This window comes from Micromonospora sp. LA-10, assembly GCF_051853095.1.
Taxonomy (GTDB): domain Bacteria; phylum Actinomycetota; class Actinomycetes; order Mycobacteriales; family Micromonosporaceae; genus Micromonospora; species Micromonospora echinospora_A.
Genome location: NZ_CP195710.1, coordinates 1,747,763 through 1,773,821, shown reverse-complemented (window position 1 = coordinate 1,773,821; position 26,059 = coordinate 1,747,763). Strand labels below are relative to the sequence as shown.

The following is a 26,059-nucleotide window of genomic DNA, read 5'->3' as shown; positions in this document are numbered from 1 at the left end:
CGCCGTCCGCGTCGGATCAGCGGGGACGGCGGGTGGTGGTGCGGACCACCACCTCCCACTCGTGCCGCGCCTGGCCGGCGGTGGGCAGCCCGAGCGCCGTACGCGCGCAGTCGGCCCCCTGTTCGCGCAGGGACTGCGCCAGCGTGGTGAGGCCGGCGGGTTCGGCGATGTCCCGGTCGTCCCAGCCGGTGATGGCGACGTCGTCGGGGACGCGCAGGCCGAGGTGGGCGGCGGCGCGGAGCGCGCCGAGAGCGAGTTCGTCGCTCATCGCGGCGATGGCGTCCGGCGGCTCGGCGCCGCGCAGCAGTTCGAGCGCGAAACTCTCGCCTTCGGTGATGTGGTTGAGCGGGCACACGGCCAGTCGCAGCCGCGCGGCCGGGTGGCCGCCGGCGGTCCAGGCGTCGCGGAAGCCTTCCCAGCGGCGCCGGGTCACCGGGAACCGCACCTCCGCGACCTCGTCCCCGGTGAGGAGTTGGCGGGTGCGGCCGCGGTCGAGCGGGAAGCCGAGCACGACCGGGCAGCGGGCCCTCGTGAACGCCACCTCGCCGATCGCGGTGGCCGCGGCGCGGTCGTCGATGCCGATGACCGGTATCCCCGGCCGGTACGGACCGGCGTGGATCACCGCGGGCAGACCGGTGTCGGCCACCGCCTCCAGGACCGGATCGTCGTCGCTCGTGGTCCAGACGACGAAGCCGTCCACCGCCGCCTGGGCGACGCGCTGGGCGTCCGAGGGCGCGCCGGTGATCGGCACCAGGGTGAGTCCGACGCCCTCGGCGGCGCACACGTCGGAGACCCCGGCGAGGAACCGTGCAGCCTGCGGATCCTCGAACGCGTAGCTCAGCCGCTCGCCCAGCACGACGCCGAGCGAACCCACCCGCCCGCGCCGGAGCGAGCGGGCGGCGGGGTGCGGCCCGGGATAGGACAGCTGTCGCGCGGCCGCCCGTACCTTCGCCGCCGCCTCGGCCGAGACCCGGTCCGGCTGCGAGTAGGCATAGGAGACCGTCATCGGCGAGACGCCGGCCGCCCGGGCCACGTCGCTCATGGTCGGCCGCCGCTTCGAGTTGTCCCCGGGGCGATCCATAGCCATACTCTACTTGTGTACCGATACACAAAGAAGTCGAAGCGCCCCCTGTCGCCCGCTGTGATCGGGGGAGACGGCCCGGGTGACGCCCGAGAGGCCGCCGTCGATCTCCTGCCGCCGAGCGGGTCGCCGGAGCCGGACGCGCCGGACTCCTTCGTCCGCGACGCGCCCACCGTGCTCTCCTACGCCGCGCTCGGCTGCTTCACGTTCTGGCTGTACGCCTTCGCGCCGGCGGTCACCCTGCTCCGCGACGAGCTCGGCTTCTCGTACTCGGTGCTCGGCTTCTACGAGGTGTGCTGGTCCGCCGGCGCGGCGCTGGCCGGTGCCGGATTCGCGTGGACCGCCCGCCACCTCTCGCGCGGCTCGCTGCTGTGGGGCTCGGCCCTCGCCACCGCCCTCGGCGCCGGCCTGTTCGTGCTCGGCCGGGGCGTGCCGGCGACCCTCGCCGGCGCCGCGGTCTTCGGCACGGCCGGAACGATGCTGCTCACCGTGATCCAGGCGATCCTGTCCGACCGGCACGGCAGCCGGCGGGACCGGGCTCTGACCGAGGCCAACATCGGCGCGGGCGTGTCGGCGGTGTTCGCCCCTCTCGCGATCGGCGCGCTGGCGGCCACCGTGATCGGCTGGCGCGCGGCGTTCGCCCTGCCGGCCGCCGTCTTCGTGCTGCTCTTCCTGCGCTACCGCAACCGGCCGCTGCCCGCCCCGGCGCGGCAGCACGCCGCCGAGAAGGGGGGACGGCTCCCGCTGGCCTGCTGGCTGTTCGCCGTGCTGACCGCGATCAGCTCGGCGGTCGAGTTCTGCCTCGTGTACTTCGGCCCGCAGATGCTCATCGACTCCGGCTTCTCCGCGGCCGCCGCCAGCACCGCGCTGAGCAGCAACCTGCTCGGCATCCTGATCGGACGCCTGGCCGGCGCCCGGCTCACCCGCCGTCCCGGTCGCACCGTCCACCTGCTGTACTGGTCGCTGGCCGTCTCCCTCGCCAGCGTCGTCCTGTTCTGGCTGACCGACCAGCCGGTCCTGGCCATCACGGCGCTGTTCCTGTCCGGCATCGGCATCGCGAACCTCTACCCGCTGTCGCTGGCGCTGACCCTCGGCGCCGCCGACGGGCAGGAGGACCGGGCCAACGCCCGCTCGCAGCTGATCCTCGGCCTGATCGCCGCCGCCTCCCCGTTCGTGCTGGGCAGCCTCGCCGATCAGTACGGACTCGCGGCCGGCTTCGCGCTGGAGCCGGTCCTGATCGCCGGTTCCTTCCTCCTGCTGTGGGGTGGTCTGCGCTCGCGCCGCCACACCGGATGACCGCACCGCCCCGTCCCGCCGACGCGGCGGGAACGCCGGCCACCTCGTGGGCCGGACACCAGTCGTCGCCCGAAAGTGAGGTGTTATGTCTTCGCTGACCGTATTCGACATCGGCGGCACACACGTGCGCTGGGCACAGTGGTCACCCCAGCGAGGACTCGGCGAGGTGCATCGGGTGCCGTCACCGAACTTCTCCCGCTGCGCCGACGCCACAGTGGACGAGCTGCAGGCCATGCTGGTACGGACGATCACCGACGCCGTGCCGGCGACGGGGGTGGCGGGCCTGTCGTTCGGCGCGGCGCTGGACCACCGCACCGGTACGGTCTACGCCTCCGCCCCGCTGTGGGGAGCGCACACCCGGCCGTTCGACCTGAGCGCCGCGCTGAGGGCGGCCCGGCCCGGCGTACGCTGGCACGTCGTCAACGACGTCACCGCCGCCTTGCTGCACCTGGCCAGCACCCCGCCCGCTCAGGGACTGCGCAAGATCCTCCTCGCGACGATCAGCACCGGCATCGCCTGCCGCACGATCGACCAGCGCACCGGCGGAATCCCCGTCGACATCTGCGGGTTGCAGGGCGAGATCGGCCACCTGCCGGCGACCGTGACGATCGACGGCACGCCGGTGGACCTGCGCTGTGACTGCGGACAGCTGCGCCACGTGGCGGCGTTCTCGTCCGGCCCGGGCATCCGGCGCCTCGGCGAGATCCTGCGGCAGCGGCGCCGTGGCGCCTGGCGGGCGTCCCACCTCGGCCGCCGGCTGGCCGACGGCGAGGCGTTCGAGCCGGCGCTGGCGGCGGCGCTGGACGCCGGCGACGCGCTGGCCACGGAACTGCTGGACGCCGCGACGAAACCGGTGGCCGACGTCGTGCGCACCGCGCTGTGCCTCGACCCGGAGATCGACCTCGTGGCCCTCACCGGCGGCGTCGCGACGAGCCTGCACCAGCGTTACCGCGCCGCGCTGCTGGCCCACCTGACCCGCGAAGGGCTCTACCTCACCAGCGACCGGGAGCCGGGCTGGGTACGCGACCGGGTGGTGGTGTCCGAGGCGAACGGACTCGTCGGGGCGGGGCTCGCCGCGCTGGCCGCGGAGAAGGCCGCCGCCGGGCACGCCACGGAGGCGGCATGAGCGCCACCCACCGCGCGATCGTGCGCTCGGGCGCAAGCGTGGCCGTCGAGTCCCGGCCGACGGTCGCGCCCGGGCCGGGCGAGCTGAGTGTCGCGCCGGTGTACGCCGGACTCTGCGGCACCGACATCCAGATGCTGCGCGGCCTGCGCGACGACCCGGCGCCCGTGATCGGGCACGAGGGCGTCGCCCGCGTGGTGGCCGCGGGCGCCGGTGTCCCCGCCACGTTCGCGCCGGGCCGGCTCGTCGCGGTGAACCCGACCCATCCCACCGATCCGGGATTCCTGCTCGGGCACAACGTGGACGGGCTGCTTCAGGAACGGACGCTGCTGCCCGCGACCGCCGTGGCCGGTGGCATGGTGCTGCCGCTGCCGGAGACCACCGACGTCACGCTGGCGCCGCTGCTGGAACCCCTGGCCGTGGTCTGCTACGCGCTCGGCGAACTCGCCCGGTTCGCGCCGGCGACCCTGCTCGTCGTCGGTGACGGCATCGTCGGGCATCTCGCCGTCCGCGCGTCCCGGCGTCTGCTGGGCGAGCACGTACGGGTGGCGCTGGTGCACCACACCGAGCCGGGCCGGCGGTTCAGCGAGGCGAGCCCGTACCCGGCCGACCTGCTGCTGGACGGTCCGGCCGGGGTGACGTTCGACGAACCGACGGCGGCGTTGCTGGCCACGCCCCGCGACGCGACGGTCGCGGCCCTGGAATCGGCGCTCGGAGCGGGCGCGGACGTCGTCGACCTGGTCGGCGGGCTGCCGCCCGGCGCCGCGACGCCACTGCTGCCCGGCGTCGATCTGGCGGCCGCGCGTGCCGCCAACTGCGGCGGCCTGCCCGACCCGGCCCGGATCACGACGGCCGGGCGGGTCCGGCTGTTCGGCCACCGCGGCGTCGCGAACCGGCACCTGCTCCAGGCGGCCGCCGAACTCGACCGCGACCCGGGACGCTACCGCGACCTGATCACCCACGTGACCGGCCTCGAAGGCGCGGCACGGGTCATGCGTCTCCTGGCCGGCTCGCGCGGGCGCGACGTCGACGGCAGACGGCTGATCAAACTCGCGATCCGGATTTCCGAGGAGGACCGATGGCGTTGCTGAGCGGCCGGCGCATGATCGTGGTCGGCGGTTCGACGGGGATAGGCCGGGGCGTCGCCGACGCCTGGGCGGCAGCGGGCGCCCGGGTGGTGGTGTGCAGCCGCAGCCGGCCCGCCGACGCGCCGCATCTGGAGTGGGCGCCCGTCGACCTCACCGATCCCGACGGGGCCCGTGAACGGCTGGCCGGCCTGGCCGCGGACCGGGTGGACGCGGCCTGCTTCTCCGCCGTGCACTACGGCGACCGGCGCGCCACCTTCAGCGAGGTGTCCGAAGCGGAGTGGCGACGGCAGCTCGACGTGAACGCGACCGGGCTGTGGCTGACGTTGCGGGCGCTCCTGCCGCCGCTGCGCGACGCCCGGCCGGGGCTGTTCGTCGGCGTCTCGTCCGAGGTGGCGTTCAACGGCGGACCGGGCCGGTCGGGTTACGCCGCGTCGAAGGCGGCGGCGAAGGTGTTGCTCGAGTCGGTCGCGCAGGAGGAGGACCACGTCCGCGTGGTGCAGGTGCTGCCGGCCGGCATGGTCGACACCCCCGGCATCCGCCGGCGCCGCCCGGCCGGCTTCGACTACAGCTCCTACGCCACGCCGGAGTCGATGGCGCGGCTGGCGGTCGAGCTGGCGGTGAGCGCGGGCGCCGGTCACCACGGGGACAGCCTGGTGGTCGACGCCGACGGCAACTGGACGTCGGCCCACGACCGGACGCCCGTGTCGCAGAGCCGGGTGCCGACATGAGCTGCCTGGTCGGCCTGACCGAGTGGCGGCTGCCCGCGTCCGGGGTCGAGGCGGTACGGCTGGCCGCCGACGCGGGCGCCGACGGCGTACAGCTCGACCTGGGCGGTCCGGGACGCGGCGAGTGGATCGACGCGCCGGGCCGGATCGACGCGATACGCGCCGAGGCGAGCGCCCGCCGGGTGCGGCTGCTCGCGCTGGCCGGCAACCACTTCAACGACGTGGGCCCGGGCGCCGACCCGCTGGTGGTGCGGCGTCTGCTGGAGCGTCTGCTGGACGCGGCGCTCGCGCTGGGCGTACCGCTGGTGTTCGTGCCCAGCTTCCGGCGCGGCGCGATCCACGGGCCGGCGGAGTTCGCCGCCACCGTGCGGGTGCTGCGCTGGGCGGGCGGGCAGGCGCAGCAGCGCGGCCTGGTGCTCGCCAACGAGAACGTGCTCCCCGCCGAGCAGGCCCGCCGGCTGGTCGAGGAGGTCGGCTCGCCCGCCTTCCGGCTGGTGCTGGACACCTTCAATCCCGTCGCGGCCGGGCTGCCGGTGGACGCCCTGGTCGCGGCGCTCGGCGACCTGCTGGCCGACCAGGTCCACCTCAAGGACGGGCCGCCCGACCGCGGTCCCTCCCCCTTGCTGGGCGCCGGCGCCGGGCGGGTCGACGACACCCTCGACGCGCTGCGCGAGCACGGCGTGCCGGTGCGCGCGCTCGTACTGGAGAACGACTACCGCGACCACGACGGCGCGCGACTGGCCGCGGATCTGGCCTGGGCGCGCCGCCGGTCGGCGCGGTTCACCTCGGCGGAGGCGGGACGATGACCGATCTGGGAAGGCGTACCGCGGTGCACGCGGCGGCGGTGCTGTTCGACATGGACGGCACGCTCGTGGACTCCACAGTTGTCGTGGAGCGGACCTGGCGCTCGTTCGCCGACAGGCACGGCCTCGACGTCGCCCGCATCCTCGCGGTCTCGCACGGGCGCCGCACGGAGGAGACGGTCGCCGCGTTCGCGCCGGCCGGCGTCGACGTGCGTGCCGAGGCCCGGCGCCTGATCGCCCAGGAGGTCGCCGACACCGAGGGGATCGTCGCGGTGGCCGGCGCGGCGCGACTGCTCGCGTTGCTGCCGGCCGGCGCCTGGGCGCTGGTGACGTCCGCCGGGCGTTCGCTGGCCGAGGCGCGGATGGCCGCGGCCGGGCTGCCCGTGCCGCCGGTGGTGGTGAGCGCGGACGACGTCACGGCCGGCAAGCCGAGCCCGGAGGGATACCTGACCGCCGCGCAGCGGCTCGGGGTCGCGCCGCATCGGGCGGTCGTCTTCGAGGACGCCGAAGCGGGCCTGCTCGCCGCGCGGGCGTGTGGCGCCCGCACCGTCGTGGTCGGCCGGTGCGCCGCGCCCGTCACCTCGGGACTCGACCGCGTCGCCGACCTTCGGCAGGTGCGGGTCGAGCCGACGCCCGGGGGCGGGCTGCGGCTGACGTACCCGACATGATTGGGAAACATAAAAAAAACATATTGATAGGCATGGATGTCCCGACCGAGGGTACCGGCAGTCTTACACCGACTTCGGAGGGAACGGAAAATGGCACAAGCAACCGGGCTCCTGGTTCGCGAGACGGGCTCCTGGCTCGTCCGTACGCAGAAAGAGGTCACGTACGAGGTGCGTTTCCGGGACAATTTGTTCCGGCCTGACAAGACCGATCTCCTGGAGATCGGCGCGGGGCCATGGTGCGGCTCCGAGCTGCGGCGATTCGTCGTCGTCGACCGCGACGTCGACCTTTTGCACGGCGACCGAATCCGAGCCTACTTCGATCACCACAACGTCGAGTACGTGATGATGGTGATTCAGGCGAACGAGACGGTCAAGGATTTCAGCACCGCCGCGCGAATCGTCGAGGAAATGGACAGCTTCGGTCTCGCCCGACGCTGCGAGCCGGTTATTGCCATCGGTGGCGGGGTGCTGATGGACATCGTCGGACTCGCCGCCAGCCTCTATCGACGGGGCACCCCGTTCCTGCGGGTGCCGACCACGCTCATCGGCCTCGTCGACGCCGGTGTCGGCGCGAAGACCGGGGTGAACTTCAACGGTCACAAGAACCGGCTGGGGACGTACGCCCCGGCCGAACTGACGGTGCTCGACCGGACGTTCCTGCGTACCGTGGACCGCCGGCACATCAGCAACGGCCTCGCGGAGATCCTGAAGATCGCCCTGATCAAGGACTACCGGCTGTTCCGGCTGCTGGAGGACCACGGCTCACGACTGCTGAACGAGAAGTTCCAGGGACTGACGCCCACCGGTGACGAAGCCGCGCTGGCCGTCCTGCACGCCGCCACCGAGGGCATGCTGGAGGAGCTTCAGCCGAACCTGTGGGAGAGCACGCTCGAACGGTGCGTCGACTACGGGCACACGTTCAGCCCCACTGTGGAGATGCGCGCGCTGCCCGCGCTGCTGCACGGCGAGGCGGTCTGCGTGGACATGGCGCTGACCACGGTGATGGCCTACCGCCGCGGGCTGGTCAGCGAGACGCAGCGGGACCGCATCCTCGCGGTCATGGCCGCGCTGGAACTGCCGAGGTGGGACGGCGCGCTGAGCGCGGAGGTGCTGGCACAGGCGCTGGAGGACACCGTGCGGCACCGCGACGGCAAGCAGCGCCTGCCGTTGCCGGTCGGCATCGGCGACGTCACCTTCGTCAACGACGTCACCCACGAGGAGATCAAGTCCGCGGTGGCCCTGCAGTACGCGCTGCACCAGGCGCACGAGCGGGGCACGCGGACGCAGATCCGCAACGCCGGGCCCAGAAACGCCGGCCGTCACGCCGCGCGCGGCTCGCTGGTGCGGGCCGCCGGCCGACCCTGAACGGAGACGCGATGTCAGTCCTGAACGGAGAACAACGGACGGAGCAGTTGACGGCCGACGTCGTCGTGGTGGGCGGTGGCGCCGCCGGATGCGTACTGGCGGGCCGGCTCAGCGAGGACGAGGGACGCTCCGTGCTGCTGCTCGAAGCCGGACCGGACTACGGTCCCTACGAGGACGGCCGCTGGCCCGACGACCTGCTCGACTGCCGCAACCCGGCACGCAGCCACGACTGGGACCCGGACATGCCGCCGTACTACTCCCGGGCCCGGGTGATCGGCGGCTCGTCCGTCAGCAACGCCTGCTGGACAGTGGTCGGCGCGCCCCCGGACTACGACGCCTGGAGCGCGTACTCCGGAGGAAGCTGGACCTACCGCACGCTCGCCCCGTACCTCGCCCGGGCCGTACGGGAACTGCGGGTGCGCGACGTGCCGGAGAGCGACCAGGGTGACCTGCACCGGGCGATGGTGGCCGGCGCGACCCAACTCGGCCTGCCGCTGCTGGCGGACGTGAACGCGCCGGACGCCACGGAGGGCGTCGGCTGGGTGCCGCTCAACGCGGTGGGGCACACGCGCTGGAACGCCGCGTTCGCCTACCTCGACCCGGCCCGCCCCCGACCGAACCTCCAGGTGGTGGCCGAGGCCCCGGCCGTCCGGCTCCTGGTACGGGGCGAGCGCGCGGTGGGAGTGGAGATCATCCGGAACGGCCGGGTCGAGACGGTGACCGCGGGCGCGGTGGTGCTGGCGGCGGGCGCCTTCGGCAACCCCCCGCTGCTGATGCGCAGCGGCATCGGGCCGGAGCAGGTGCTGCGGGAGCTGGGCGCCTCGGTGGTGCTGCCGCTGGCCGGCGTGGGGGAGAACCTGATCGACCACTCCAAAGTGCACCTGCCGATGACGCCGACCGAATCGCTGACCCTGCCCGAGCGGGGCGGATACGTGCCGCAGAGCCTGCTGAAGGTCCGGTCGAGCCTGGCCGACGACGAGTACTGGGATCTGCACATCGTGCCGACCGCCGGGCCCGGCGAGGACGAGCGCGGCCGGTTCGTCGGCCCGCTCGACGTCTCGCTCTACGTGTTCGTGCTGGCGCCCCGCTCCCGCGGCTGCGTGCGGGCGCGGTCGCTGGACCCGCTGGCCGCGCCGGTCATCGATCCCCGCTACTTCAGCGACCCCGACGGCTACGACCGGCAGGTGGCCCTGGACGGCGTCGACCTGGCCCACAAGCTGACCGACACCGCCGAGGTACGCGAGCTGGCCACACTCGAACCCTGGTCGCCGACGCAGCGGGAGGCGGTCGGCCGGGACCAGCTCGGGTACTGGCATCCGGTCGGCACCTGCGCGATGGGACCGGCCGGGAACCCGATGGCCGTGGCCGGCGCCGACGGCCGCCTGCACGGACTGTCCAACGTCTACGTCGGGGACGCCTCGCTGATGCCGGTGCTGCCCCGGGCGAACACCAACCTGACGACGATGGCGGTCGCGGCCCGGGTGGCGGACCTGATCGGCTGACCCGCCCCGCACGCGTCCATTCCTCACGAAGGGCACCGCAATGCAGACGCCGGTCTGGGAGATCGAACCCACGACCCTCGACAGACCCCTGCTGGTCCACGTCAACGCGACAGCCACCGGCGGAGGAGTCTCCGAACTGATCCGCGGGCTCCTGCGTCACCAGCCGGCGGGCTGGGCCGTGATCGCCGGAAACCCCGCTTTCTACGAGGTGACCAAGTACCTGCACCTCCTGCTGCACGGCCACGCCGACCCCACGGTGCTGGACGACCCGGAGACGATGCGCGTCTACCGGTCCGCGCTCGCGCCCCAGACGCGGTGGTTCGCCGAGCGGCTTCGTCCCGGCGACGTCGCGGTCCTGCACGACCCGCAGACGCTCGGTCTCGCGCCGGCGCTGCGGGCCGCCGGGGTCCGGGTGGTGTGGCACTGCCACATCGGCGCGGTCGTCGCGCCCGAGCGCGGCCCCGGCGCGTTCTGGCGCGCGTTCCGGGCCGAACTGGTCGCGCTGGACGCCGTCGTGACGACGCTGCCCGAGTTCGCCCCGCCGAACGTCCGCGAGCTGTTCGTCGTCACCCCCGCCGTCGACCCCGAGGCGCTGAAGAACCGGGAACTTGCGGCCGACGAGGTCGCGTCGGTGCTCGCCACCGCCGGCCTCACAGCGGACGGCGGTACGGCGGGTGTGACAGTCGTCCAGGAAAGACCGCTTCCGCCCGACGCCCGGGTTGTGCTCCAGGTGTCCCGCTGGGACCCGCTCAAGGACATGCCCGGGGTGGTGCGGTGCGTCGTCGGCCTGCCTGCCGACGTGCACCTGGTGCTCGCCGGCACGGACCCGGCGGACATCGCCGACGATCCCGACGGGCTGGCCGTCTTCGAGGAGGTGCGCCGGCTTCTCGCCGAACTGCCCGCGCACGACCGGGCGCGGGTGCATCTGGTCACCCTCTCGCTGACCCGGCCGGACCTCAACGCGCTCGTGGTGAACGCCCTGCAGCGCCGGGCCGACGTGGTGTTGCAGAAGAGCCTGGAGGAGGGCTTCGGACTGACGGTGACCGAGGCGATGGTGAAGGGCCGCCCGGTGGTCGCCTCCGCTGTCGGTGGTCTGCGGCATCAGGTGACCGACGGCCACAACGGCCTGCTCGTCGACCCGGTCGACCTGCCGGCGGTGCGGGCCGCGCTCGTCCGGCTGCTCGACGACCCCGAGCTGGGCCGGACGCTGGGCGAGCGGGCCCGGCGGACGGTGCTGGAGCGCTACACGATGCGACGGCTCGCCGAGGACTATCTGAAGATCGTCGGGACTCCGTCCGGGCGGTAGCGCGGTCGCGTCTCAGCCGAGCGGGCCGGTCACCGCGGTCACCGTACCGCCGGGCAGGAAGCCGGACCGGCCGTGCCCGCCGTGCGCGACCGGGCCGGGCAGGGAGACCGCCGCCGCCGCGTACATCCGGGCCGGCCCGGCGGGTGAGCCGTCCTGCCAGGCCAGGTACCCGGAGACGGTGGCGGGTTCGCCGGGGAAGCGGCGGGCCAGCTGCGCGACGTACCGGGACACCGGCTCGGCGCGCGGGTCGAACCGGAGCGCGAGCATCTGCCCGGTAGCGGGGCGCAGCACCGCGGCGGTGAGCAGCCAGGGCGCCAGGTAGGTGCCGGTCGCCGCGCCCGGCCCCCGCGCGGCGTCGCGCAACGCCGCCTCCGCCCCGGCCCAGCCGGTGACCACGAGCGTGGGATGCGGTCCGGAATCCGGGGGTACGACCCGCAGTCCGGCGCGCCGCGCGGCGTCGGTGACCGCGGCGACCGCGGCGACGGAGCGGGCCGAGGAGTCGCCCACGACGCTGAGGGCGCCCTCGGCCCGGGGCGCGAGGAAGGCGACGGTGGCGTCGAGGTCCTCGCGGTCGCCGGGGGTGAGGGCGTCCGCCGGGCAGCGCGACAGCGGCTGCGAGTCTCCGCCCCGCAGAAGCGCGCCGAGGGCCGCGCTGACGCACTCCGGCCCGTCCGGACCGCGCAGGTCGGGACCGGGGGCGCCGGCCGCCCCGGCGTCCAGCCGGACCACGGCCTCGCGTCCGCCGTACGCGACGTGCAGCCGGCTCGGGCCGGGCGGAAGGTGCACGAGGGCCCAGCCGTTCGTGGCGCCGGGCCGCCGGACGGCGGGGGAGAGGCGGTCCGCCCGCGTGCCGACCGAGACTCCCTCCGCGCCGACGTGCACGAGGTTCCAGCCGGGCCGCTGCGGCACCACCACCAGCGGGATGCCCCGGCCGCCGTTGTCCACTGCGACGAGCAGGGGCGCGCCGGGGCGTCCGGGCGGTGCGGGCAGCGCCACGGCGGTGGCGGTGGCGGCGACGATGACGACCGCCGGCAACACGACCGCCTGCCCGCGCAGCAGCGTCCGGTCCGGCCGCCGTCGGTGTCGCAGGCCGGCGCCCAGGCCGACGGCCCCGGCCACGGCGACAGCCAGGCAGACCCAGCGCGCCGGGCCGGCCCATCCGGGCCCCTCCGGGCCGAGGGCGGCGTGGCCGGCGCCGAGCCGCACCGCGCCGGCCGCCGCCTCGGCGGTGACGGCGGCGAGCATCCAGGGCGCGGCCCGGTGCGCGACGCGCCGCCGGGCCGACTCCGCGCCGAGCACTGTGGCGACGCCGCCCAGCAGCAACGCGGCGGCGACCCCGTGTCCGGCGGCGGCCACCGCGTCCGCGACTGTCGCCGTGGGCAGCGCCAGCAGGCCGGCCCCGCCGGACACGAGCAGAGCCAGGGGTACGCCCACCGCGCGCCGCCCCGCGTACCGGAGCAGGGCGAGGCTGGCCGCCGCGAGCGCGAGCGTCGGGGCGGCGGGGGCGTCCCCGCCCAGGCCGAGGGTGAGCAGGTGCGCCACGGCGGCGGTCACCGCCGCGGCGGTGAGGTGGCGTGGCGCCGGGGCGGCGAGCGGCCGCAGCAGCACCAGTCCTGCCGCGGTGGCCGTCGCGGCGAGGGCGAGCAGGCCGGCGAACGCCGTGGCGGCCGGGGCGACGCCGCCGCCGTCCGCGGCGTGCGCCGGCGCGGCCGCGAGCAGCGTGGCCGCCACCCCGGCGAGGGCCGCGCCGGCAAGCCGTCCGGCCGATCGGGGCACGCCCCGGCGACCCTCGGTGGTACGGGATGTCGCGGTGCGGTCGGGCACTCGTGCCTCCTCGGCGCTCACACGGGTCGATCGGCCGGGGCAGCCACCTGGGGATACGTGTTGGCGGCGTACCAGTCGCCGCGGCCCTGCGGCAGCAGGTCGAGCACGTTCCACACCGGAGAGAGCAGGTCGATGCCGCGCTCGGCGCCGTCGACGAAGTTGGCCGGCTGGCTGTAGAAGTGCCGGATGCCGTCGTCGGCACGGACCAGCACGCTGACCATCGGGCGCTGGTCGCCGTTCGGGTGCTCGGCGCGCAGGTCGGCGTTGAAGTCGGTGCCGTGGCTGGAGAGCAGCCGCAGACCGTGCCAGCCACGCCGGGCGCCCCAGGCGCGCAGCTTCGCCGCCGGGGCCTTGCCGACCACCACGAACGCGGCGTGCTGCGCGATGTGGTGCGCGACGCCGTGGAACCCGTCCACCCACAGCGAGCACATCGGGCAGGCGGCGTCGGCCTCCGGGTGGAACATCAGGTGGTAGACGACGAGCGTGCGGTGCGCGCCGAAGAGCGCGGAGAGCCGGACGGGACGCAGCGGGCCGGGCGCGCTCAGGTCGGCCGGTCCCTCGGTGAGCGCGACGTCGGCCACCGGCGCGCCGAGCGGCAGCTCCCGCCGGGCCGCGGCGACCCGCTCGACCTCGTCGCTCAGGCGACGTTCGGCCTCGGCCAGGCGCAGCCGCGCCGCCACGTAGCCGGCGTCGGCGCCGTCCGGCCACATCGGCAGCGGCGGCGGTCCGGTCCCGTCGTCGGTCATTCTCGTCGTCCTTCCTCGACCCGCACCAACGGCGGTCATTCGCTATAGAATATAGAAGTGAATAACGGGTAGGCGTCGACATAGGGGGCACGCGTGACGGACACGACCGCGCCAACATGGCTGCCGCAGCACGACCCGCTCGTCGCCGCCGACCCCGACGCCGACATCCACGAGTGGCTCGCCGGCTGGCGCCGCCGGGCCGGGATGCGCGTGGACGTGGTGCCCCTGGCCGGCCTGCGCGGCTGGCGCCAGGACGCCGACACCGGAGTCCTGGCCCACGGCAGCGGCCGGTTCTTCCGGGTGGAAGGGCTCTCCGTCGAGGTGCCGGGCGCGGCCGTGCCCCGCTGGGACCAGCCGGTGCTGCACCAGCCGGAAGTGGGCATCCTCGGCCTGCTCGCCCGCCGCGACGGCGACACGCTGCGGGTGCTGGTGCAGGCCAAGGCGGAGCCCGGCAACCAGGACGGCCACCAGATCGCGCCCACCGTCCAGGCCACCCGGAGCAACTGGACCGGTGTGCACGGCGGCCGCCCGGTGCCGTTCCTGCACCACTTCCGCGACCCGGACCCGCGCCGGGTGCTCGTGGACGTCCGCCAGTCCGAGCACGGGTCCTGGTTCCTGCGCAAACGCAACCGCAACATGGTGGTCCTCACCGACGAGGACATCGTGCCGCCGCCCGGGTTCCGCTGGGTCAGCCTCGCCCAGCTGCACCGGCTCCTCCGCCACGACGACCTGGTCAACATGGACACCCGCACCGTGCTCTCGTGCCTGCCGGCGGAGCTGACGGAGCGGGCGGCCGGAACGGCACGGGACGCCTTCACGGCCGCGCTGCGCCGCTCCTGCCGGCCCGGTACGGGCAGCCGGCACCGCACCGGCGAGCTGTTGCACTGGATCACCGACGTCCGCAGCCGCACCGAGGTGGACGCCGACCGGACGGCGCTGCGCGGACGGGCGGCGTGGCATCTCGGCGAGGTCTCCCTGCGTCACGACAGCGGACTGTTCTTCGAGGTCATCGGCGTGGACGTGGACGCCGAGGGGCGCGAGGTGGCGAGCTGGTCGCAGCCGATGCTGCGGCCCTGCGGCCAGGGGGTGGTGGCGTTCCTGGCCACCCGCCTCGACGGTGTGCTGCACGTGCTGGCGCACGCCCGGGTCGAGCCGGGCTTCGTCGACGTGGTGGAACTGGCGCCGACGGTCCAGTGCACGCCCGCCACGCTCGACTACCTGCCCGCCGCGGCGCGTCCGCCCTTCCTGGACCAGGTGCTCGGCGCGCCGCCGGAGCGGGTCCGCTTCCGCGCCGTCCTCTCCGAGGAGGGCGGCCGGCTCTACCGTGCCCGCAGCAGCTATCTCGTGGTGGAGACCGACGACGTCGACCTGGAGAGCGACCAGTACCGCTGGGTGACCCTGCACCAGCTCTCGGAGCTGCTGCGGCACAGCAACTACGTGAACGTCTCGGCCCGCAGCCTGATCGCCTGCCTGCGCGGGCTGCTGGACGCCGGCTGAGCGGGCGGACCGGGCCGCTCCCGGTCCGCCCGCCGCCACGGCGGTCAGTCGCCGAAGCCGGCCGGGTGGGCGTCGCCCACCGCGTTGAGCAGCACACCCTGCTCCAGCAGCGCCTTGCAGGCGCAGAGCACCATGGTGAACCCGCCCATGGAGTCGATGGCCTTCCCCACGGCCTGGTCGGCGGTGCCGGTGAAGCCGGTCTCGGTGATCCGGACCAGCGTCGTGTCACCCTCGCCCGGCAGGAACCGCCATTCGAGCTGGGTGGGGGACTCCGGGTCCCACTCGGCCAGGATGCGGCTGTTCTCCTCGACGTCCTTGACGGTCACCACGGTGGAGACGCCGTACATCTCCCAGTCCCAGGTGACGGTGGCGCCGGGCTCGAGCCGGCCGCTGCTCCTGGTGAACCAGAACTTCGTGGTCACCGCCGGGTCCGCGAACGCCTGGAAGACCTCGGCGACGGGCTTGCGGATGAGCATCTGCGCGGTGACGGCAGGCGGTTGGGTCAAACGGTCGCTGTCCACGGGTCAGCCGTGTTCCCTTCTCGTGTCATCGGCACTGCGTACAAACGGTGGCGGGTCAGGCCCGCCGGCGGTACAGAAACATGGAGAGCGGCGCGAAGACGGCCACCAGCGCCGCGCAGCCGGCCAGCGCCGCGCCGACCTCACCGGCGGTCGCCGTGCCGTGGGCCAGCCCGCGCGCGGCGGTGACGGTCAACGCGAACGGGTTCAGGCCGACCACCGCCTGGAGCCAGCCGGGCAGCGTCTCCTGCGGCACGAAGAAGTTGCTGACGAACGACACCGGGAAGACGATCGCCTGGCAGGCGCTCAGCGCGGCGGTCGGTGACTTCAGGGCGAGCCCGAAGAGCACGTACACCCAGGAGAAGGAGAAGACGAACACCAGGGTGATCAGGATCGTGGCGAGGACGCCGAGCACGCCGCCGTCGGGCCGGAAGCCGACCGCGAGCCCGACCGCCACGGCGACCGCGCAGCCGACGACGTAGAGCACGTTGTTGCCCAGCAGCGTGCCGACGATCGCGGCGGGACGCCAGATGGCCAGCGCGCGGAAGCGGTCGGTCACCTCGCGGGAGTTGTCCAGGTTGACCACCGCGCCGATCCGCATGCTGATCATGATCCCGGTGAACACCACGATGCCGGGGATGTAGAACTGCATGTAGCTCGACGTCGAACCGGCCAGGGCACCGCCGAACAGGAAGCCGAAGACGAGCGTGAACATGATCGGCACGCCGAGCGCCTCGAGGATCTGCGTCGGGTCACGGCGTACCTTCTGCACCGCCCGCCACGCGAAGGTGAGCGTGGACGACAGCGCGCCGGGACGCGCCGGCCGCGCCGCGGCCAGCGCCGACACCCCACGGCCGGTGCCGGCCTCCACCACGCTGCTCACGCCGCCTCCTCGGTCTCGGTCCGCGTGCCGTCCGCCCGGTGCCCGGTGAGGGCGAGGAACACCTGGTCCAGGGTGGCGTGGCCGAAGGCGTACTCGGCCAGCCCGACGCCGGCCCCGGCGAGGGCGGCCAGCGCCCGGGTGGCCTCCTCCTCGGCCGACACCTGCGCGGTCAGCTCCAGCGGGTCGGCGCCGGCGTGCACCGCGGCGCCCAGCGCCTCGGCCAGCGTCCGCTCGGCCGTCTCCCGCGCCCCGGCGTCGCGCAACCGCACCCGCAGCACGCTCGAACCCACCGACCGCTTCAGCTCCACCGGCGTGCCCTCGGCGATGACCCGGCCGTGGTCGACGACCGCGATCCGGTCGGCGAGCTGGTCGGCCTCGTCGAGGTACTGCGTGGTGAGCAGCACTGTGGCGCCCTCGCCGACCATGCCCCGGACGAGTTCCCACACCTGGTTGCGGCTGTGCGGGTCCAGCCCGGTCGTCGGCTCGTCGAGGAACATCAGGTCGGGTGTCACGACCATGCTGCTGGCGATGTCGAGCCGCCGGCGCATGCCGCCGGAGTAGGTCCGGACCAGCCGGCCGGCGGCCTCCTCCAGGTCGAACGTGGCGAGCAGCTCCTCGGCGCGGCGGCGTGCCGCGCCCCAGGAGAAGCCGCGCAGCCGGGAGAGCAGGACGAGGTTGTCCAGGCCGGACAGTTCTTCGTCGACCGAGGAGTATTGCCCGGTCAGCCCGATCCGGTCGCGGATCGCCCCGGCTTCGCGCACCACGTCGTGGCCGAGCACGCGGACCTCGCCGCTGTCGGGCGGGACGAGCGTGGCGAGAGTGCGGACGATCGTCGTCTTGCCGGCGCCGTTGGGGCCGAGCACCCCGAACACGCTTCCGGCCGACACGCGCAGGTCGACTCCGTCGAGCGCGCGCACCTCGCCGTAGGATTTGCGCAATCGGGTGACCTCGATGGCGGGACTGTCGGTCTGCTGTGCGGACAAGCCAGCCGTACGCGACATTGTGTTCACAAACATATAGTAGCAGGACGTTTCGCTCCGGTCACGCCCCTTGATCCGCGCGTCGCGCGTTCCGTCGCCACGTGATCCTCGCATGGACACCCGCCGGTCGATAGCTATAGCATTCTCAAGCAGCAAGTTGCCGCGAGAGTGAGGAGCGGACGTGTCCACACGCGAGCTGACCGACATCGACGAAGTGGCGGAGATCTACGACGACGGCGCCTGGGCCGTCGAGGTGCTCGGCGGGAACATCCACTTCGGATGGTGGGAGGACGACGACGACCGCACGCCCTTCCTGGAGGCCATCAACCGGTTCACCGACATCGTCGGCGACCGGCTCGCGCTGCGCCCGGGCGAGCGGCTGCTCGACGTCGGATGCGGCGCCGGTGAGCCGGCCATCCGGCTCGGCCAGCGCAGCGACGCCGACATCACCGGCATCACCAACAGCAGCGAGCACCTCAAGCGGGCCCGGGAGCGGGTGAACGAGTCCGGGCTGCGCGGCCAGGTCCGCTTCGAGCTGGGCGACGCCGCCGCGCTGAGCTACCCGGACGCCTCCTTCGACAAGGTGCTCGCCTTCGAGTCCCTGGTGCACGCGCAGGACCGCCGGCAGTGGCTCGCCGAGATCCGCCGCGTGCTCAAGCCGGGCGGCCGGCTCGTGCTCACCGACCTCGCCGAGGACGCCCCGCTCACCGAGCGGGACCGGCAGATCCTCACCGACTTCACACTCGCCCCGCCCGGCCCGCCGATGGCCGCGTTCGACCTGGTCCGCGACGCCGGCTTCGTGGTGGACGAGTTCCTCAGCTGCGGCGACAAGATCAGCCGCTCGTTCCCCGCGTACCACGAGCGGGTGCAGCAGCGGCGCGACACGCTCGCCGCCGCGCACGGGGCCGAGAAGATCGACGCCTTCCTCGCCGAGATGCCGGCCGTGCTCGACGTCCTGCGCACCAAGGTCGGCTGCGTCGTCATCGCCGCACACAAGCCGCGCTGAACCGGTCGGCGGCGCACCGGTGTCCGAAGGAAACAGGCAGATGACCGCCCCCGCCGTCAGCGGCTGCCGGATCTGCGGCGGCCCGGTGACCGAGATGCTCGACCTCGGCCGCCAACCCCTCTCCGACGCGTTCCCCCGCCCGGCCGACCTCGCCGGCGAGTTCTTCTACCGCCTCGCGCTGGGCCGGTGCGCCGACTGCACAATGGTCCAGCTCGTCGAGGAGGTGCCCCGCGAGCGGATGTTCCACCACGACTACCCGTACCGCTCGTCGCTGTCGTCGGTGATGCGCGCGCACTTCACCGGCACCGGCCGGGAACTGCTCGCCACCGAGCTGACCCGGCCCGGCGCGTTCTGCGTCGAGCTGGGCTGCAACGACGGAGTGATGCTGCGGACCGTGGCGCAGGCCGGCGTACGCCACCTCGGCTTCGAGCCTTCCGCCGGGGTGGCCGAGCTGGCCCGCCGGCAGGGCGTACGGGTACGCACCGACTTCTTCGAGGAGAAGACCGCCGCCGAGGTGCTCGCCACCGACGGGCCGGCGGACGTCGTCTACGCCGCCAACACGATCTGCCACCTGCCCTACCTGGACTCGGTGCTGCGCGGGGCGCGGCTGCTGCTCGCCCCCGGCGGCGTCCTCGTCTTCGAGGACCCGTACCTCGGCGACATCCTCGCCAGGACCGCCTTCGACCAGATCTACGACGAGCACTTCTACTACTTCACCGCCCACTCGGTACGGGCCGCCGCGGCCCGCTTCGGACTGGAGCTCGTCGACGTGCGCCGGCTACCAGTGCACGGCGGCGAGGTGCGTTACACGCTCGCCCACGCCGGGGCGCGTACCCCGTCCCCGGCCGTCGCCGAGCTGCTGTGTCAGGAACGGGAGCAGGGTGTGACCGGGGTGGAGGCGCTGCGCCGGTTCGCCGCCGACGTCGCGCGTACCCGGACCGACCTGGTCGCGCTGCTGCGCTCGCTGAAGGAGGAGGGCCGCACCGTCGCCGCCTACGGAGCCACCGCCAAGAGCGCCACAGTCACCAACTACTGCGGGCTCGGACCGGAGCTGATCTCGTACGTCTGCGACACCACCCCGGCCAAGCAGGGCCGGCTGACCCCGGGCGCGCACATCCCGGTCCGCCCGCCCGCCGCCTTCGCCGACCCGTACCCGGACTACGCGGTGCTCTTCGCCTGGAACCACGCCGAGGAGATCATGGCGAAGGAGACCGGCTTCCGGGCCGCCGGAGGCCGGTGGATCCACTACGTGCCCACCGTGCGCGTACGGTGACGGCATCGGTGGCGCGCGGCTTCTACCGCGCCGGATACCCGGAGATCTACGACCTGGTGATGCGGCACCGGGGCCGCGACCACACGGCCGAGGCCGCCACGCTCGCCCGGATGGTCCGGCGGCGCAACCCGGCCGCGGCCTCGCTGCTCGACGTGGCCTGCGGCACCGGGCTGCACCTGGAGCGCCTGCGGGCCCACTTCGCCCCGGTGACCGGGGTGGACCTGTCCGCGGAGATGCTCGCCCGCGCCGGGGCGCGGGTTCCGGACGTGGCCCTGCACGAGGGCGACATGCGCGAGCTGGACCTGGATGCCGTCTTCGACGTGGTGGTCTGCCTCTTCGCGGTGCCGCACCTGCGCGGCGTCGCCGAGCTGGACCGGACCGTCGCGCGGCTGGCCGCCCACCTGACGCCGGGCGGCGTGCTGGCGGTCGAGCCCTGGTACACGCCGGAGGCGTTCGTCCCCGGCTACGTGGCCCGCGACATGGTGCAGGAGCAGGACCGGGTGGTGGTCCGGCTGTCCCACTCGACGTGGCTCGACGGCGCGCGCGACCGCATCCGGATGACTGTGCACCAGGCGTACGCCGACCCGGAGGCGGGCATCCGGCACGACACCGCGACGACCGAGCTGACGCTGTTCCGGCCGGAGCACTTCGCCGCCGCGTTCGCCCGGGCCGGGCTCGCCGCCGCGCACGTGACGGCGCCGCCGTTCCGGTGGGGCCTGTGGATCGCCCGGCCCGCGGGCGCCCGATGACCGGGGACCGGCCCCGGGCGGTCGTGCTGGGCGGCACCGGGTTCGTGGGCGCCCACGTCGCGGACGCCTTCGCCGACGCCGGCCACGACGTGCTCACCGTGGCCCGCCGCGCCCCGGCCGCCCGCCGGCACCGGTTCACCGCGCTCGACCTCGGCAGCGCCGAACCGGGGACGCTGGCGCGGCTCCTGGACGCCGAGGGCCCGGTCGCCGTCGTCGACGCCACCGGCAGCAGCTGGGGACTGGACCCCGGCCGGATGGCGGAGCGCTGCACCCGGCTCAGCGCGCTGCTGCTCGACGCGTTGCGCCGGGCGGCCTGCCGGCCCCGGCTGGTGCACCTCGGCTCGGTGCTGGAGTACGGCCCGCAGCCGGTCGAGCCGGCCGATCCGTGCCGTACGCCGGCGCCGGACACCGCCTACGGCCGGGCGAAGCTCGCCGCGACCCGTGCCGTGCTGGCGGCGGCCGACGCCGGTGACGTCGACGCGGTGGTGCTGCGCCTGGTGAACGCGCTCGGTCCGGGGCTGCCCGCGACCAGTCTGCTGGGCCGGGTCGCCGCCGCGCTGGCGCCGGCCGCGCGGTCCGGCGTCCCCGCGCGTGTGACGCTCGCCCCGCTGGAGGCCCGGCGCGACTTCGTCGACGTCCGGGACGCCGCCGAGGCCGTGCTGGCCGCCGCCGGGCGCCCGGTGACCGGCCGCGTCCTCGACGTCGGCCGGGGCGAGGCGGTGCCGGTGCGGACGCTGGTACGGCTCCTGGTGGAGGTCAGTGGAGTGCCCACGACGGTGGTGGAACGCGCCGGCCCGGCCGGTTGGCGGGCCGCCACCCGGTGGTCGTGCGTCGACCCGGCGCCGACCGCTGCCGCGCTCGGCTGGCGGCCCCGCCGCGACCTGCGGAAGGCGGTCACCGACTTCTGGCACGACGAGCTGCGCCGGCTCCCCGGCGCCGGGGAGCCGGTGGCCGCGGGAAAGCCGCGACAGCGGGCGCCGTAGCGCGGGCGGCGAATCGACAGGTGGCGCGACCGGCGTCACCGGCTCGGCGGTACGGCGTCGCCCGTGCCGCCTCGGCGACAGGGAGGGCAGGAGTCATGCGCGTACTGTTCATGCCGGGTCCGGCCATCGGCCACGCGTTCCCGCTGGTGCCGCTCGGGTGGGCGTTCCGCGCCGCCGGGCACGAGGTCGTCTTCGTCACCGCCGGTGACGCGCTGGCGGTGGCCCGGGCCGGGCTGCCGGTCCTGGACGCCGTGCCCGGACGGACCACCTCGGACATGCAGGCGCAGTTCATCCGCGACGTGCCGCGCCTCTTCGAGCCGATCGGCGCCGACCCGATCGGCGAGATGGAGGAGCGCAAGCCGTACATCGTCTCGGCCTGGGACCCGTTCGTGGACGCCCACGTCGCGCTCGGCGAATGGGTGCAGCCGGACCTGGTGGTGTACGACCCGATCTTCGCGGTCGGCCCGGTCGTCGCCGCCCGGCTGAAGGTGCCGGCGGTGGCGCACAGCCTCGGGCTGGCCCGGTTCACCCCCGACCTGCTGCGCGAGCTGCCCGGCGCGGTGGCGATGCGCCGGCACGGGGTGACGCTGCCCGAGGGCATCCCGACCATCGACATCGCACCGCCCAGCCTGGTCGAGGGCGGGCCGGCCGAGATCTCCATGCGGTACGTGCCGTACAACGGCGGCGGTGTGCTGCCCGACTGGCTCCGGGAGCCGGTCGGCCGGCCCCGGATCGCCGTCACCTTCGGCACGCTCGGCGGGCCGGACCGGTTCGCCGCCGGCATCGAGCGGGTGCTCGCCGCCGCGTCCGGGCTGGACGCCGAGTTCGTGCTGGCGATCGGGGAGTCGGCCGTCCCGGCCGACCTGCCGCCCAACGTGCGTACCACCGGATGGGTGCCGCTGAACCAGCTGCTGCGCGGCTGCGCCGCCGCGATCCACCACGGCGGGGACGGCACGACCCTCACCTGCGCCGCGCTCGGCGTCCGCCAGCTGGTGCTGCCCGGCTCGCCGGACGAGCTGGTCACCGGCGAGCTGCTGCGCGCCCGAGGGCTGGCACACGTGCTGGACTCGATGGACGAGCTGGACGCCGCCGCGATCGACAGGCTGCTCACCGACGCGGAGCTGGGCCGGGTGACCGGCGAGGTACGGGCCGAGATCGCGGCGCTGCCGTCCCCCGCCGAGGTGGTGCCCCGGCTGGCCGCGCCGGCCTGAGCCCGGACGCGCCGCGGCGGCGGGCGGCTCCTCGCCGCCCGCCGCCGGTCCGGTTCCCGGTCAGCGCAGTTGCGCGTCGGCCACCGCGAAGAGCAGCCCGTGCGGGTTCGCCTTGCCGGTGTTCCCGTGCGGCCAGCTCGTCCGGTCGAAGCTCACGCAGCGCCGGCCGGTGTGCTCGTCGCGGAACGCGCGGTCCTCGGTGAGCCGGCCCGCCGGGTCGACCAGGGCCATGCAGATCCGGGCGTCACCGTCGAGCCCGGTGGGGGCCACGAAGTAGTTCGAGGTGACCACCCGGGAGACCTGGTCGCTCTGGCGGAAGTGCTTTCCGCCCGCCATCGGCCGGAACGTGTCCAGCGCCCCCCAGTGCGGGCCGCCGAGCGTGGTGTCCACGATCGGCAGCGCGCTGACCAGCGCGAGGCAGTCCGGCTCGGCGCCGCCGCGTGCGGTCTCCGCGATCGTGTCGATCTGGCACGAGGTCCGGCTTCCGGCGGCCAGAAGCCGGCGGATGTCCAGCACGTACACCATGCCGGACTCGGCGTTGACGGCCGGTGAGTTGTTGCCGCCGAACATCACCGTGTGGAACAGGAAGCGGTCGTCCGGGCTCACCATGAGCCAGCTGCCGCCGTCGGCCGCGCTGGTCGGGGTGTCACGCGGGTAGATCCGGCGGAAGGCGGTCGCGTCGTCGAACACCTGCCGCCAGGTCAGCTCCCGCTTGGTGATGTCCGGCGTGTAGTAGACGGCGCCCATGCCGGTGGCCACGAACGCGCCGCGGTTGTGGGGCTTGTTTGTCACCGCCGGTTCCATGGCCAGCAGGCCCTCCCGGCTGAACTCGTCGTCGACCCGGGGCCCGTCGGGCAGGTACGACAGGGAGAGCAGGCGGGGCCGGTTGCGGTCGCTGATGTCGTACGTGCGGACCGTGCGGCGCTGCAGGTTCGGGTCGGTCACCAGGCCGGCGACGACGTGCCGCACCTCGACGAAGTCGCTGGTGACCAGCCGGTTCAGGTCCTCGCGCAGGGCGATGCCGTGCGGGTTGGCGCAGGTCGGCACCGGCAGCGCCGGCCGGTTGGGGCAGGAGACCGGGTCCTCGGCCTCCTTCTTCGCCGCCGGCATCTCGGCCAGCACCCGGCCGTCGGGGCCGAGCCGGACCACTTCGCCGGGGGAGCCGGCGAAGCCGTTGCCCACGCGGGTCTGCCCGTCGGAGTAGGTGCAGGGGCCGGCGACGTCGGGCCCGCCCATGTACGACCCGTACGCGGTGCCGTCGCGCAGGACGGTGAACGCGTCCGGCACCGAGCCGCACGGGGTGTCCTGCGGCAGCGTCACGCCGCTGAGTGAGACCCGGGGAAGCCGGCTGACGTCGAAGACGAAGACGGTGTCGCTGAGCAGGCCGCCCGCGTACACCTTGTCGCCCTTGCGCCAGGTGTACTGCATGTGGTGCGGCTCGTTGCCGAAGACCGAGTCGACGGTGACGGTGTTCGCCACCCGGCCGTAGTCGGGTGAGCCGGGGGTGGCGTCCACGACGGCGAGAAAGTCGGGGTCGGGCCGGCCGTCGGCGCCGGGGGCTGCGTCGCCGGTCCAGACCAGCAGCCACTGGCGGGCGGGCGCGCCCGCCCGCTCGGCGGCCTGGGCCGTGCGGGTGAGGTGATTGGTGATCCGGTACGGCTGGCCGTCGCTGCCGGTCACGGTCGAGGTGACCCGTCGCACGGACGCGCCGGCCGCGGTCGGGGGTGGCACCAGGCCGCTGCTGACGGCGACGAGCGCGATCACTCCGATGTGGGCGGCGCGCCGGAGCGGGCCGCGCTGTTGTCGACGGGGCATGGACGTCCTCCTGGTCACGTGCGGGATTGAGGCCGGAACATGCCAGGCGTCGCGGTCGGAGGGGAGACGGAGAGGGCCGGGGAGCGGCGCCCGCGGCAGCGAGCCTACTATGCGAATTGCAACTGTCAATTGACGGGAAATCGACTGTAGAGAGATCCACCCCGCGCAATTTCCATCGATCGCCGGAGGGCCGGCGTGGTCGACGGCGACCGATGTCGTGGCAGGTCAGGTCGGCCGTGAAGGCTTGTCCGGCAAGGGCGTTCGCATGCCCCGCGAGGTTGGTGCCAAGGCTGGGGCGGTGGCGTCGCGGCGGGCTCGATTCCGTCCGTTCGGGCCAATGGGCGGAAGCCAGGGGTACCGATATCGGTTGACGAACGTGTAGCTGACCGGCGGGTCGGCGGCTAGGATGCGAGGTGGTGATGCCGGGGTGAGGCACCGCGGCGACGACGCCCCCGGGAGGTCCGCCGCCATGACCGTCGGAGTCTGGAACTACCTGGCCGAGTACGACAGCGAGCGCGAGGACGTCCTCGGCGCCGTGGAACAGGTCTTCTCCTCCGGCCGGCTGGTGCTCGGCGAGAGTGTGCGCGGCTTCGAGCGGGAGTTCGCCGCCTACCACGGCGTACCGCACTGCGTCGGGGTGGCCAACGGCACCGACGCCATCTCGCTGGCCCTCTGGGCGCTGGGCGTACGCCCCGGCGACGAGGTGGTCACCGTCGCCAACACGGCCGCGCCGACGGTGCTCGCCATCGACGCGGTGGGCGCGGTGCCGGTCTTCGTCGACGTGGACGAGGCGACCTGCCTGATGCGCGTCGACCGGGTCGCCGACGCGATCACGGCGCGTACCCGGGTGCTGCTCCCGGTGCACCTCTACGGGCAGTGCGTCGACATGGCGCCGCTGCGGGCGCTCGCCGCCGAGCACGGCCTCGCGGTGCTTGAGGACTGCGCGCAGGCGCACGGCGCGCGCCACCACGGCCGGGTGGCCGGGTCGCTCGGTGACGCCGCCGCCTTCTCGTTCTACCCGACCAAGGTGCTCGGCGCGTACGGCGACGGCGGCGCGACGATCACCGCCGACCCGGACGTGGAGCGGCGCCTGCGCCGGCTGCGGTACTACGGGATGGAGGACCGTTACTACGTCGAGGAGACGCCCGGGCGCAACAGCCGCCTGGACGAGGTGCAGGCGGAGATCCTGCGCCGCAAGCTGCGGCGGCTGGACCGCTACATCGCCGCCCGCCGCGCGATCGCCCGCCGCTACGACGAAGGGCTCGCCGGCACCGGCCTGATCCTGCCGGTCACCGCGCCCGGCAACGAGCACGTCCACTATCTCTACGTGGTACGGCACCCGCGGCGCGACGAGATCCTGGAGGAGCTGCGCCCGCACGGGATCGAGCTGAACGTCAGCTACCGCTGGCCGGTGCACACCATGCGCGGCTTCGCCCACCTCGGCTACTCCGACGGGTCGCTCCCGGTCACCGAGCGGCTGGCGGGGGAGGTCTTCTCGCTGCCGATGTACCCGTCCCTGGACGCGGACACCCAGGACCGGGTGATCGACGCGCTGCGCAAGGTCCTGCGGGCCGGCTGAGGTCCCCATATCGGGCACCGCAAGAATTGAGAATCATA

23 protein-coding genes are annotated in these 26,059 nt (G+C 74.2%); 16 read left to right on the top strand and 7 right to left on the bottom strand.

What is annotated here, in order from left to right:
* Positions 1-16: 16 nt before the first annotated feature.
* Positions 17-1,081 carry a LacI family DNA-binding transcriptional regulator gene (locus ACSDG8_RS08190; protein WP_210896038.1) on the bottom strand — a complete coding sequence of 355 codons (1,065 nt, stop codon included), beginning with the start codon at positions 1,079-1,081 and terminating at the stop codon, positions 17-19.
* 15 nt (positions 1,082-1,096) lie between these two features.
* Here ACSDG8_RS08190 and ACSDG8_RS08185 point away from each other — a divergent pair, with 15 nt between their 5' ends.
* The 9 genes from ACSDG8_RS08185 to ACSDG8_RS08145 all read left to right on the top strand — a co-directional run bounded on the left by ACSDG8_RS08185 (position 1,097) and on the right by ACSDG8_RS08145 (position 10,957).
* Entirely contained in the window at positions 1,097-2,377 is a 1,281-nt protein-coding gene (locus tag ACSDG8_RS08185) for an MFS transporter (RefSeq protein ID WP_210896036.1), read from the top strand.
* A gap of 85 nt (positions 2,378-2,462) precedes the next feature.
* Positions 2,463-3,503, top strand: coding sequence for an ROK family protein (locus tag ACSDG8_RS08180; protein ID WP_439427757.1), 1,041 nt, complete (start codon positions 2,463-2,465; stop codon positions 3,501-3,503).
* A complete protein-coding gene (locus ACSDG8_RS08175; RefSeq protein ID WP_439427756.1) occupies positions 3,500-4,591 on the top strand; it encodes an alcohol dehydrogenase catalytic domain-containing protein in 1,092 nt (363 codons plus the stop codon). Before ACSDG8_RS08180 ends, ACSDG8_RS08175 begins: the two co-directional genes overlap by 4 nt.
* Positions 4,579-5,316 (top strand): SDR family NAD(P)-dependent oxidoreductase, encoded by a 738-nt coding sequence (locus tag ACSDG8_RS08170; RefSeq protein ID WP_439427755.1) that lies wholly within the window; start codon positions 4,579-4,581, stop codon positions 5,314-5,316. Before ACSDG8_RS08175 ends, ACSDG8_RS08170 begins: the two co-directional genes overlap by 13 nt.
* Positions 5,313-6,119: a sugar phosphate isomerase/epimerase family protein gene (locus ACSDG8_RS08165; RefSeq protein WP_439427754.1), complete on the top strand. Its 807-nt coding sequence runs from the start codon at positions 5,313-5,315 to the stop codon at positions 6,117-6,119. Before ACSDG8_RS08170 ends, ACSDG8_RS08165 begins: the two co-directional genes overlap by 4 nt.
* Positions 6,116-6,784, top strand: a complete 669-nt coding sequence (locus tag ACSDG8_RS08160) for an HAD-IA family hydrolase (RefSeq protein ID WP_439427753.1) — start codon at positions 6,116-6,118, stop codon at positions 6,782-6,784. Before ACSDG8_RS08165 ends, ACSDG8_RS08160 begins: the two co-directional genes overlap by 4 nt.
* 90 nt (positions 6,785-6,874) lie before the next feature.
* On the top strand, positions 6,875-8,149 hold the full coding sequence (locus ACSDG8_RS08155; protein ID WP_210896032.1) for a sedoheptulose 7-phosphate cyclase: 1,275 nt from the start codon (positions 6,875-6,877) through the stop codon (positions 8,147-8,149).
* A gap of 11 nt (positions 8,150-8,160) precedes the next feature.
* The gene (locus ACSDG8_RS08150) at positions 8,161-9,651 is read left to right on the top strand and encodes a GMC family oxidoreductase (protein WP_210896030.1); all 1,491 of its coding nucleotides are present in this window, start codon (positions 8,161-8,163) and stop codon (positions 9,649-9,651) included.
* Positions 9,652-9,691: 40 nt separating this feature from the next.
* On the top strand, positions 9,692-10,957 hold the full coding sequence (locus tag ACSDG8_RS08145) for a glycosyltransferase (RefSeq protein WP_210896028.1): 1,266 nt from the start codon (positions 9,692-9,694) through the stop codon (positions 10,955-10,957).
* A gap of 12 nt (positions 10,958-10,969) precedes the next feature.
* Here the strand turns inward: ACSDG8_RS08145 and ACSDG8_RS08140 are convergent, their stop codons facing one another.
* Both ACSDG8_RS08140 and ACSDG8_RS08135 read right to left on the bottom strand, forming a co-directional pair.
* The gene (locus tag ACSDG8_RS08140) at positions 10,970-12,781 is read right to left on the bottom strand and encodes a hypothetical protein (RefSeq protein ID WP_210896026.1); all 1,812 of its coding nucleotides are present in this window, start codon (positions 12,779-12,781) and stop codon (positions 10,970-10,972) included.
* A 17-nt stretch (positions 12,782-12,798) separates the two neighbouring features.
* Positions 12,799-13,527 (bottom strand): DUF899 family protein, encoded by a 729-nt coding sequence (locus ACSDG8_RS08135; protein ID WP_210896024.1) that lies wholly within the window; start codon positions 13,525-13,527, stop codon positions 12,799-12,801.
* Positions 13,528-13,620: 93 nt separating this feature from the next.
* Here ACSDG8_RS08135 and ACSDG8_RS08130 point away from each other — a divergent pair, with 93 nt between their 5' ends.
* Positions 13,621-15,024: an NDP-hexose 2,3-dehydratase family protein gene (locus tag ACSDG8_RS08130; RefSeq protein ID WP_210896022.1), complete on the top strand. Its 1,404-nt coding sequence runs from the start codon at positions 13,621-13,623 to the stop codon at positions 15,022-15,024.
* Between the two features lie 44 nt (positions 15,025-15,068).
* On the opposite strand, the gene ACSDG8_RS08125 is transcribed toward ACSDG8_RS08130, so the two are convergent.
* Genes ACSDG8_RS08125 through ACSDG8_RS08115 form a run of 3 tightly spaced genes read right to left on the bottom strand, consistent with a single transcriptional unit; the run spans position 15,069 to position 17,426 of the window.
* Positions 15,069-15,545: an SRPBCC family protein gene (locus tag ACSDG8_RS08125; protein WP_225980486.1), complete on the bottom strand. Its 477-nt coding sequence runs from the start codon at positions 15,543-15,545 to the stop codon at positions 15,069-15,071.
* 55 nt (positions 15,546-15,600) lie between these two features.
* Positions 15,601-16,425: an ABC transporter permease gene (locus tag ACSDG8_RS08120; RefSeq protein WP_210896020.1), complete on the bottom strand. Its 825-nt coding sequence runs from the start codon at positions 16,423-16,425 to the stop codon at positions 15,601-15,603.
* Positions 16,422-17,426 carry an ATP-binding cassette domain-containing protein gene (locus tag ACSDG8_RS08115; protein WP_210896161.1) on the bottom strand — a complete coding sequence of 335 codons (1,005 nt, stop codon included), beginning with the start codon at positions 17,424-17,426 and terminating at the stop codon, positions 16,422-16,424. The genes ACSDG8_RS08120 and ACSDG8_RS08115 overlap by 4 nt, the downstream gene beginning before the upstream one ends.
* Positions 17,427-17,586: 160 nt before the next feature.
* Here ACSDG8_RS08115 and ACSDG8_RS08110 point away from each other — a divergent pair, with 160 nt between their 5' ends.
* From ACSDG8_RS08110 to ACSDG8_RS08090, 5 genes are all read left to right on the top strand, one after another.
* Positions 17,587-18,411: an SAM-dependent methyltransferase gene (locus ACSDG8_RS08110; RefSeq protein WP_210896018.1), complete on the top strand. Its 825-nt coding sequence runs from the start codon at positions 17,587-17,589 to the stop codon at positions 18,409-18,411.
* A 40-nt stretch (positions 18,412-18,451) separates the two neighbouring features.
* Positions 18,452-19,684 (top strand): class I SAM-dependent methyltransferase, encoded by a 1,233-nt coding sequence (locus tag ACSDG8_RS08105; RefSeq protein WP_210896016.1) that lies wholly within the window; start codon positions 18,452-18,454, stop codon positions 19,682-19,684.
* The gene (locus tag ACSDG8_RS08100) at positions 19,681-20,433 is read left to right on the top strand and encodes a class I SAM-dependent methyltransferase (RefSeq protein WP_307856222.1); all 753 of its coding nucleotides are present in this window, start codon (positions 19,681-19,683) and stop codon (positions 20,431-20,433) included. Before ACSDG8_RS08105 ends, ACSDG8_RS08100 begins: the two co-directional genes overlap by 4 nt.
* Positions 20,430-21,416 carry an NAD-dependent epimerase/dehydratase family protein gene (locus ACSDG8_RS08095; RefSeq protein WP_210896014.1) on the top strand — a complete coding sequence of 329 codons (987 nt, stop codon included), beginning with the start codon at positions 20,430-20,432 and terminating at the stop codon, positions 21,414-21,416. The genes ACSDG8_RS08100 and ACSDG8_RS08095 overlap by 4 nt, the downstream gene beginning before the upstream one ends.
* A gap of 95 nt (positions 21,417-21,511) precedes the next feature.
* Positions 21,512-22,627, top strand: coding sequence for a nucleotide disphospho-sugar-binding domain-containing protein (locus ACSDG8_RS08090; RefSeq protein ID WP_210896012.1), 1,116 nt, complete (start codon positions 21,512-21,514; stop codon positions 22,625-22,627).
* A 60-nt stretch (positions 22,628-22,687) separates the two neighbouring features.
* On the opposite strand, the gene ACSDG8_RS08085 is transcribed toward ACSDG8_RS08090, so the two are convergent.
* A complete protein-coding gene (locus tag ACSDG8_RS08085; protein ID WP_210896010.1) occupies positions 22,688-24,442 on the bottom strand; it encodes a hypothetical protein in 1,755 nt (584 codons plus the stop codon).
* Positions 24,443-24,911: 469 nt separating this feature from the next.
* On the opposite strand from ACSDG8_RS08085, the gene ACSDG8_RS08080 reads away from it, so the two are divergent.
* Entirely contained in the window at positions 24,912-26,021 is a 1,110-nt protein-coding gene (locus ACSDG8_RS08080) for a DegT/DnrJ/EryC1/StrS family aminotransferase (RefSeq protein WP_210896008.1), read from the top strand.
* Positions 26,022-26,059: the final 38 nt, after the last annotated feature.

Bases quoted from the DNA above. Each gene is read 5' to 3' on its own strand.
- ACSDG8_RS08190 (WP_210896038.1), bottom strand. From the start codon at position 1,081: ATGGATCGCCCCGGGGACAACTCGAAGCGGCGGCCGACCATGAGCGAC.
- ACSDG8_RS08180 (WP_439427757.1), top strand. From the start codon at position 2,463: ATGTCTTCGCTGACCGTATTCGACATCGGCGGCACACACGTGCGCTGG.
- ACSDG8_RS08175 (WP_439427756.1), top strand. From the start codon at position 3,500: ATGAGCGCCACCCACCGCGCGATCGTGCGCTCGGGCGCAAGCGTGGCC.
- ACSDG8_RS08170 (WP_439427755.1), top strand. From the start codon at position 4,579: ATGGCGTTGCTGAGCGGCCGGCGCATGATCGTGGTCGGCGGTTCGACG.
- ACSDG8_RS08165 (WP_439427754.1), top strand. From the start codon at position 5,313: ATGAGCTGCCTGGTCGGCCTGACCGAGTGGCGGCTGCCCGCGTCCGGG.
- ACSDG8_RS08160 (WP_439427753.1), top strand. From the start codon at position 6,116: ATGACCGATCTGGGAAGGCGTACCGCGGTGCACGCGGCGGCGGTGCTG.
- ACSDG8_RS08155 (WP_210896032.1), top strand. From the start codon at position 6,875: ATGGCACAAGCAACCGGGCTCCTGGTTCGCGAGACGGGCTCCTGGCTC.
- ACSDG8_RS08150 (WP_210896030.1), top strand. From the start codon at position 8,161: ATGTCAGTCCTGAACGGAGAACAACGGACGGAGCAGTTGACGGCCGAC.
- ACSDG8_RS08145 (WP_210896028.1), top strand. From the start codon at position 9,692: ATGCAGACGCCGGTCTGGGAGATCGAACCCACGACCCTCGACAGACCC.
- ACSDG8_RS08135 (WP_210896024.1), bottom strand. From the start codon at position 13,527: ATGACCGACGACGGGACCGGACCGCCGCCGCTGCCGATGTGGCCGGAC.
- ACSDG8_RS08115 (WP_210896161.1), bottom strand. From the start codon at position 17,426: ATGTCGCGTACGGCTGGCTTGTCCGCACAGCAGACCGACAGTCCCGCC.
- ACSDG8_RS08105 (WP_210896016.1), top strand. From the start codon at position 18,452: ATGACCGCCCCCGCCGTCAGCGGCTGCCGGATCTGCGGCGGCCCGGTG.
- ACSDG8_RS08095 (WP_210896014.1), top strand. From the start codon at position 20,430: ATGACCGGGGACCGGCCCCGGGCGGTCGTGCTGGGCGGCACCGGGTTC.
- ACSDG8_RS08090 (WP_210896012.1), top strand. From the start codon at position 21,512: ATGCGCGTACTGTTCATGCCGGGTCCGGCCATCGGCCACGCGTTCCCG.
- ACSDG8_RS08085 (WP_210896010.1), bottom strand. From the start codon at position 24,442: ATGCCCCGTCGACAACAGCGCGGCCCGCTCCGGCGCGCCGCCCACATC.
- ACSDG8_RS08080 (WP_210896008.1), top strand. From the start codon at position 24,912: ATGACCGTCGGAGTCTGGAACTACCTGGCCGAGTACGACAGCGAGCGC.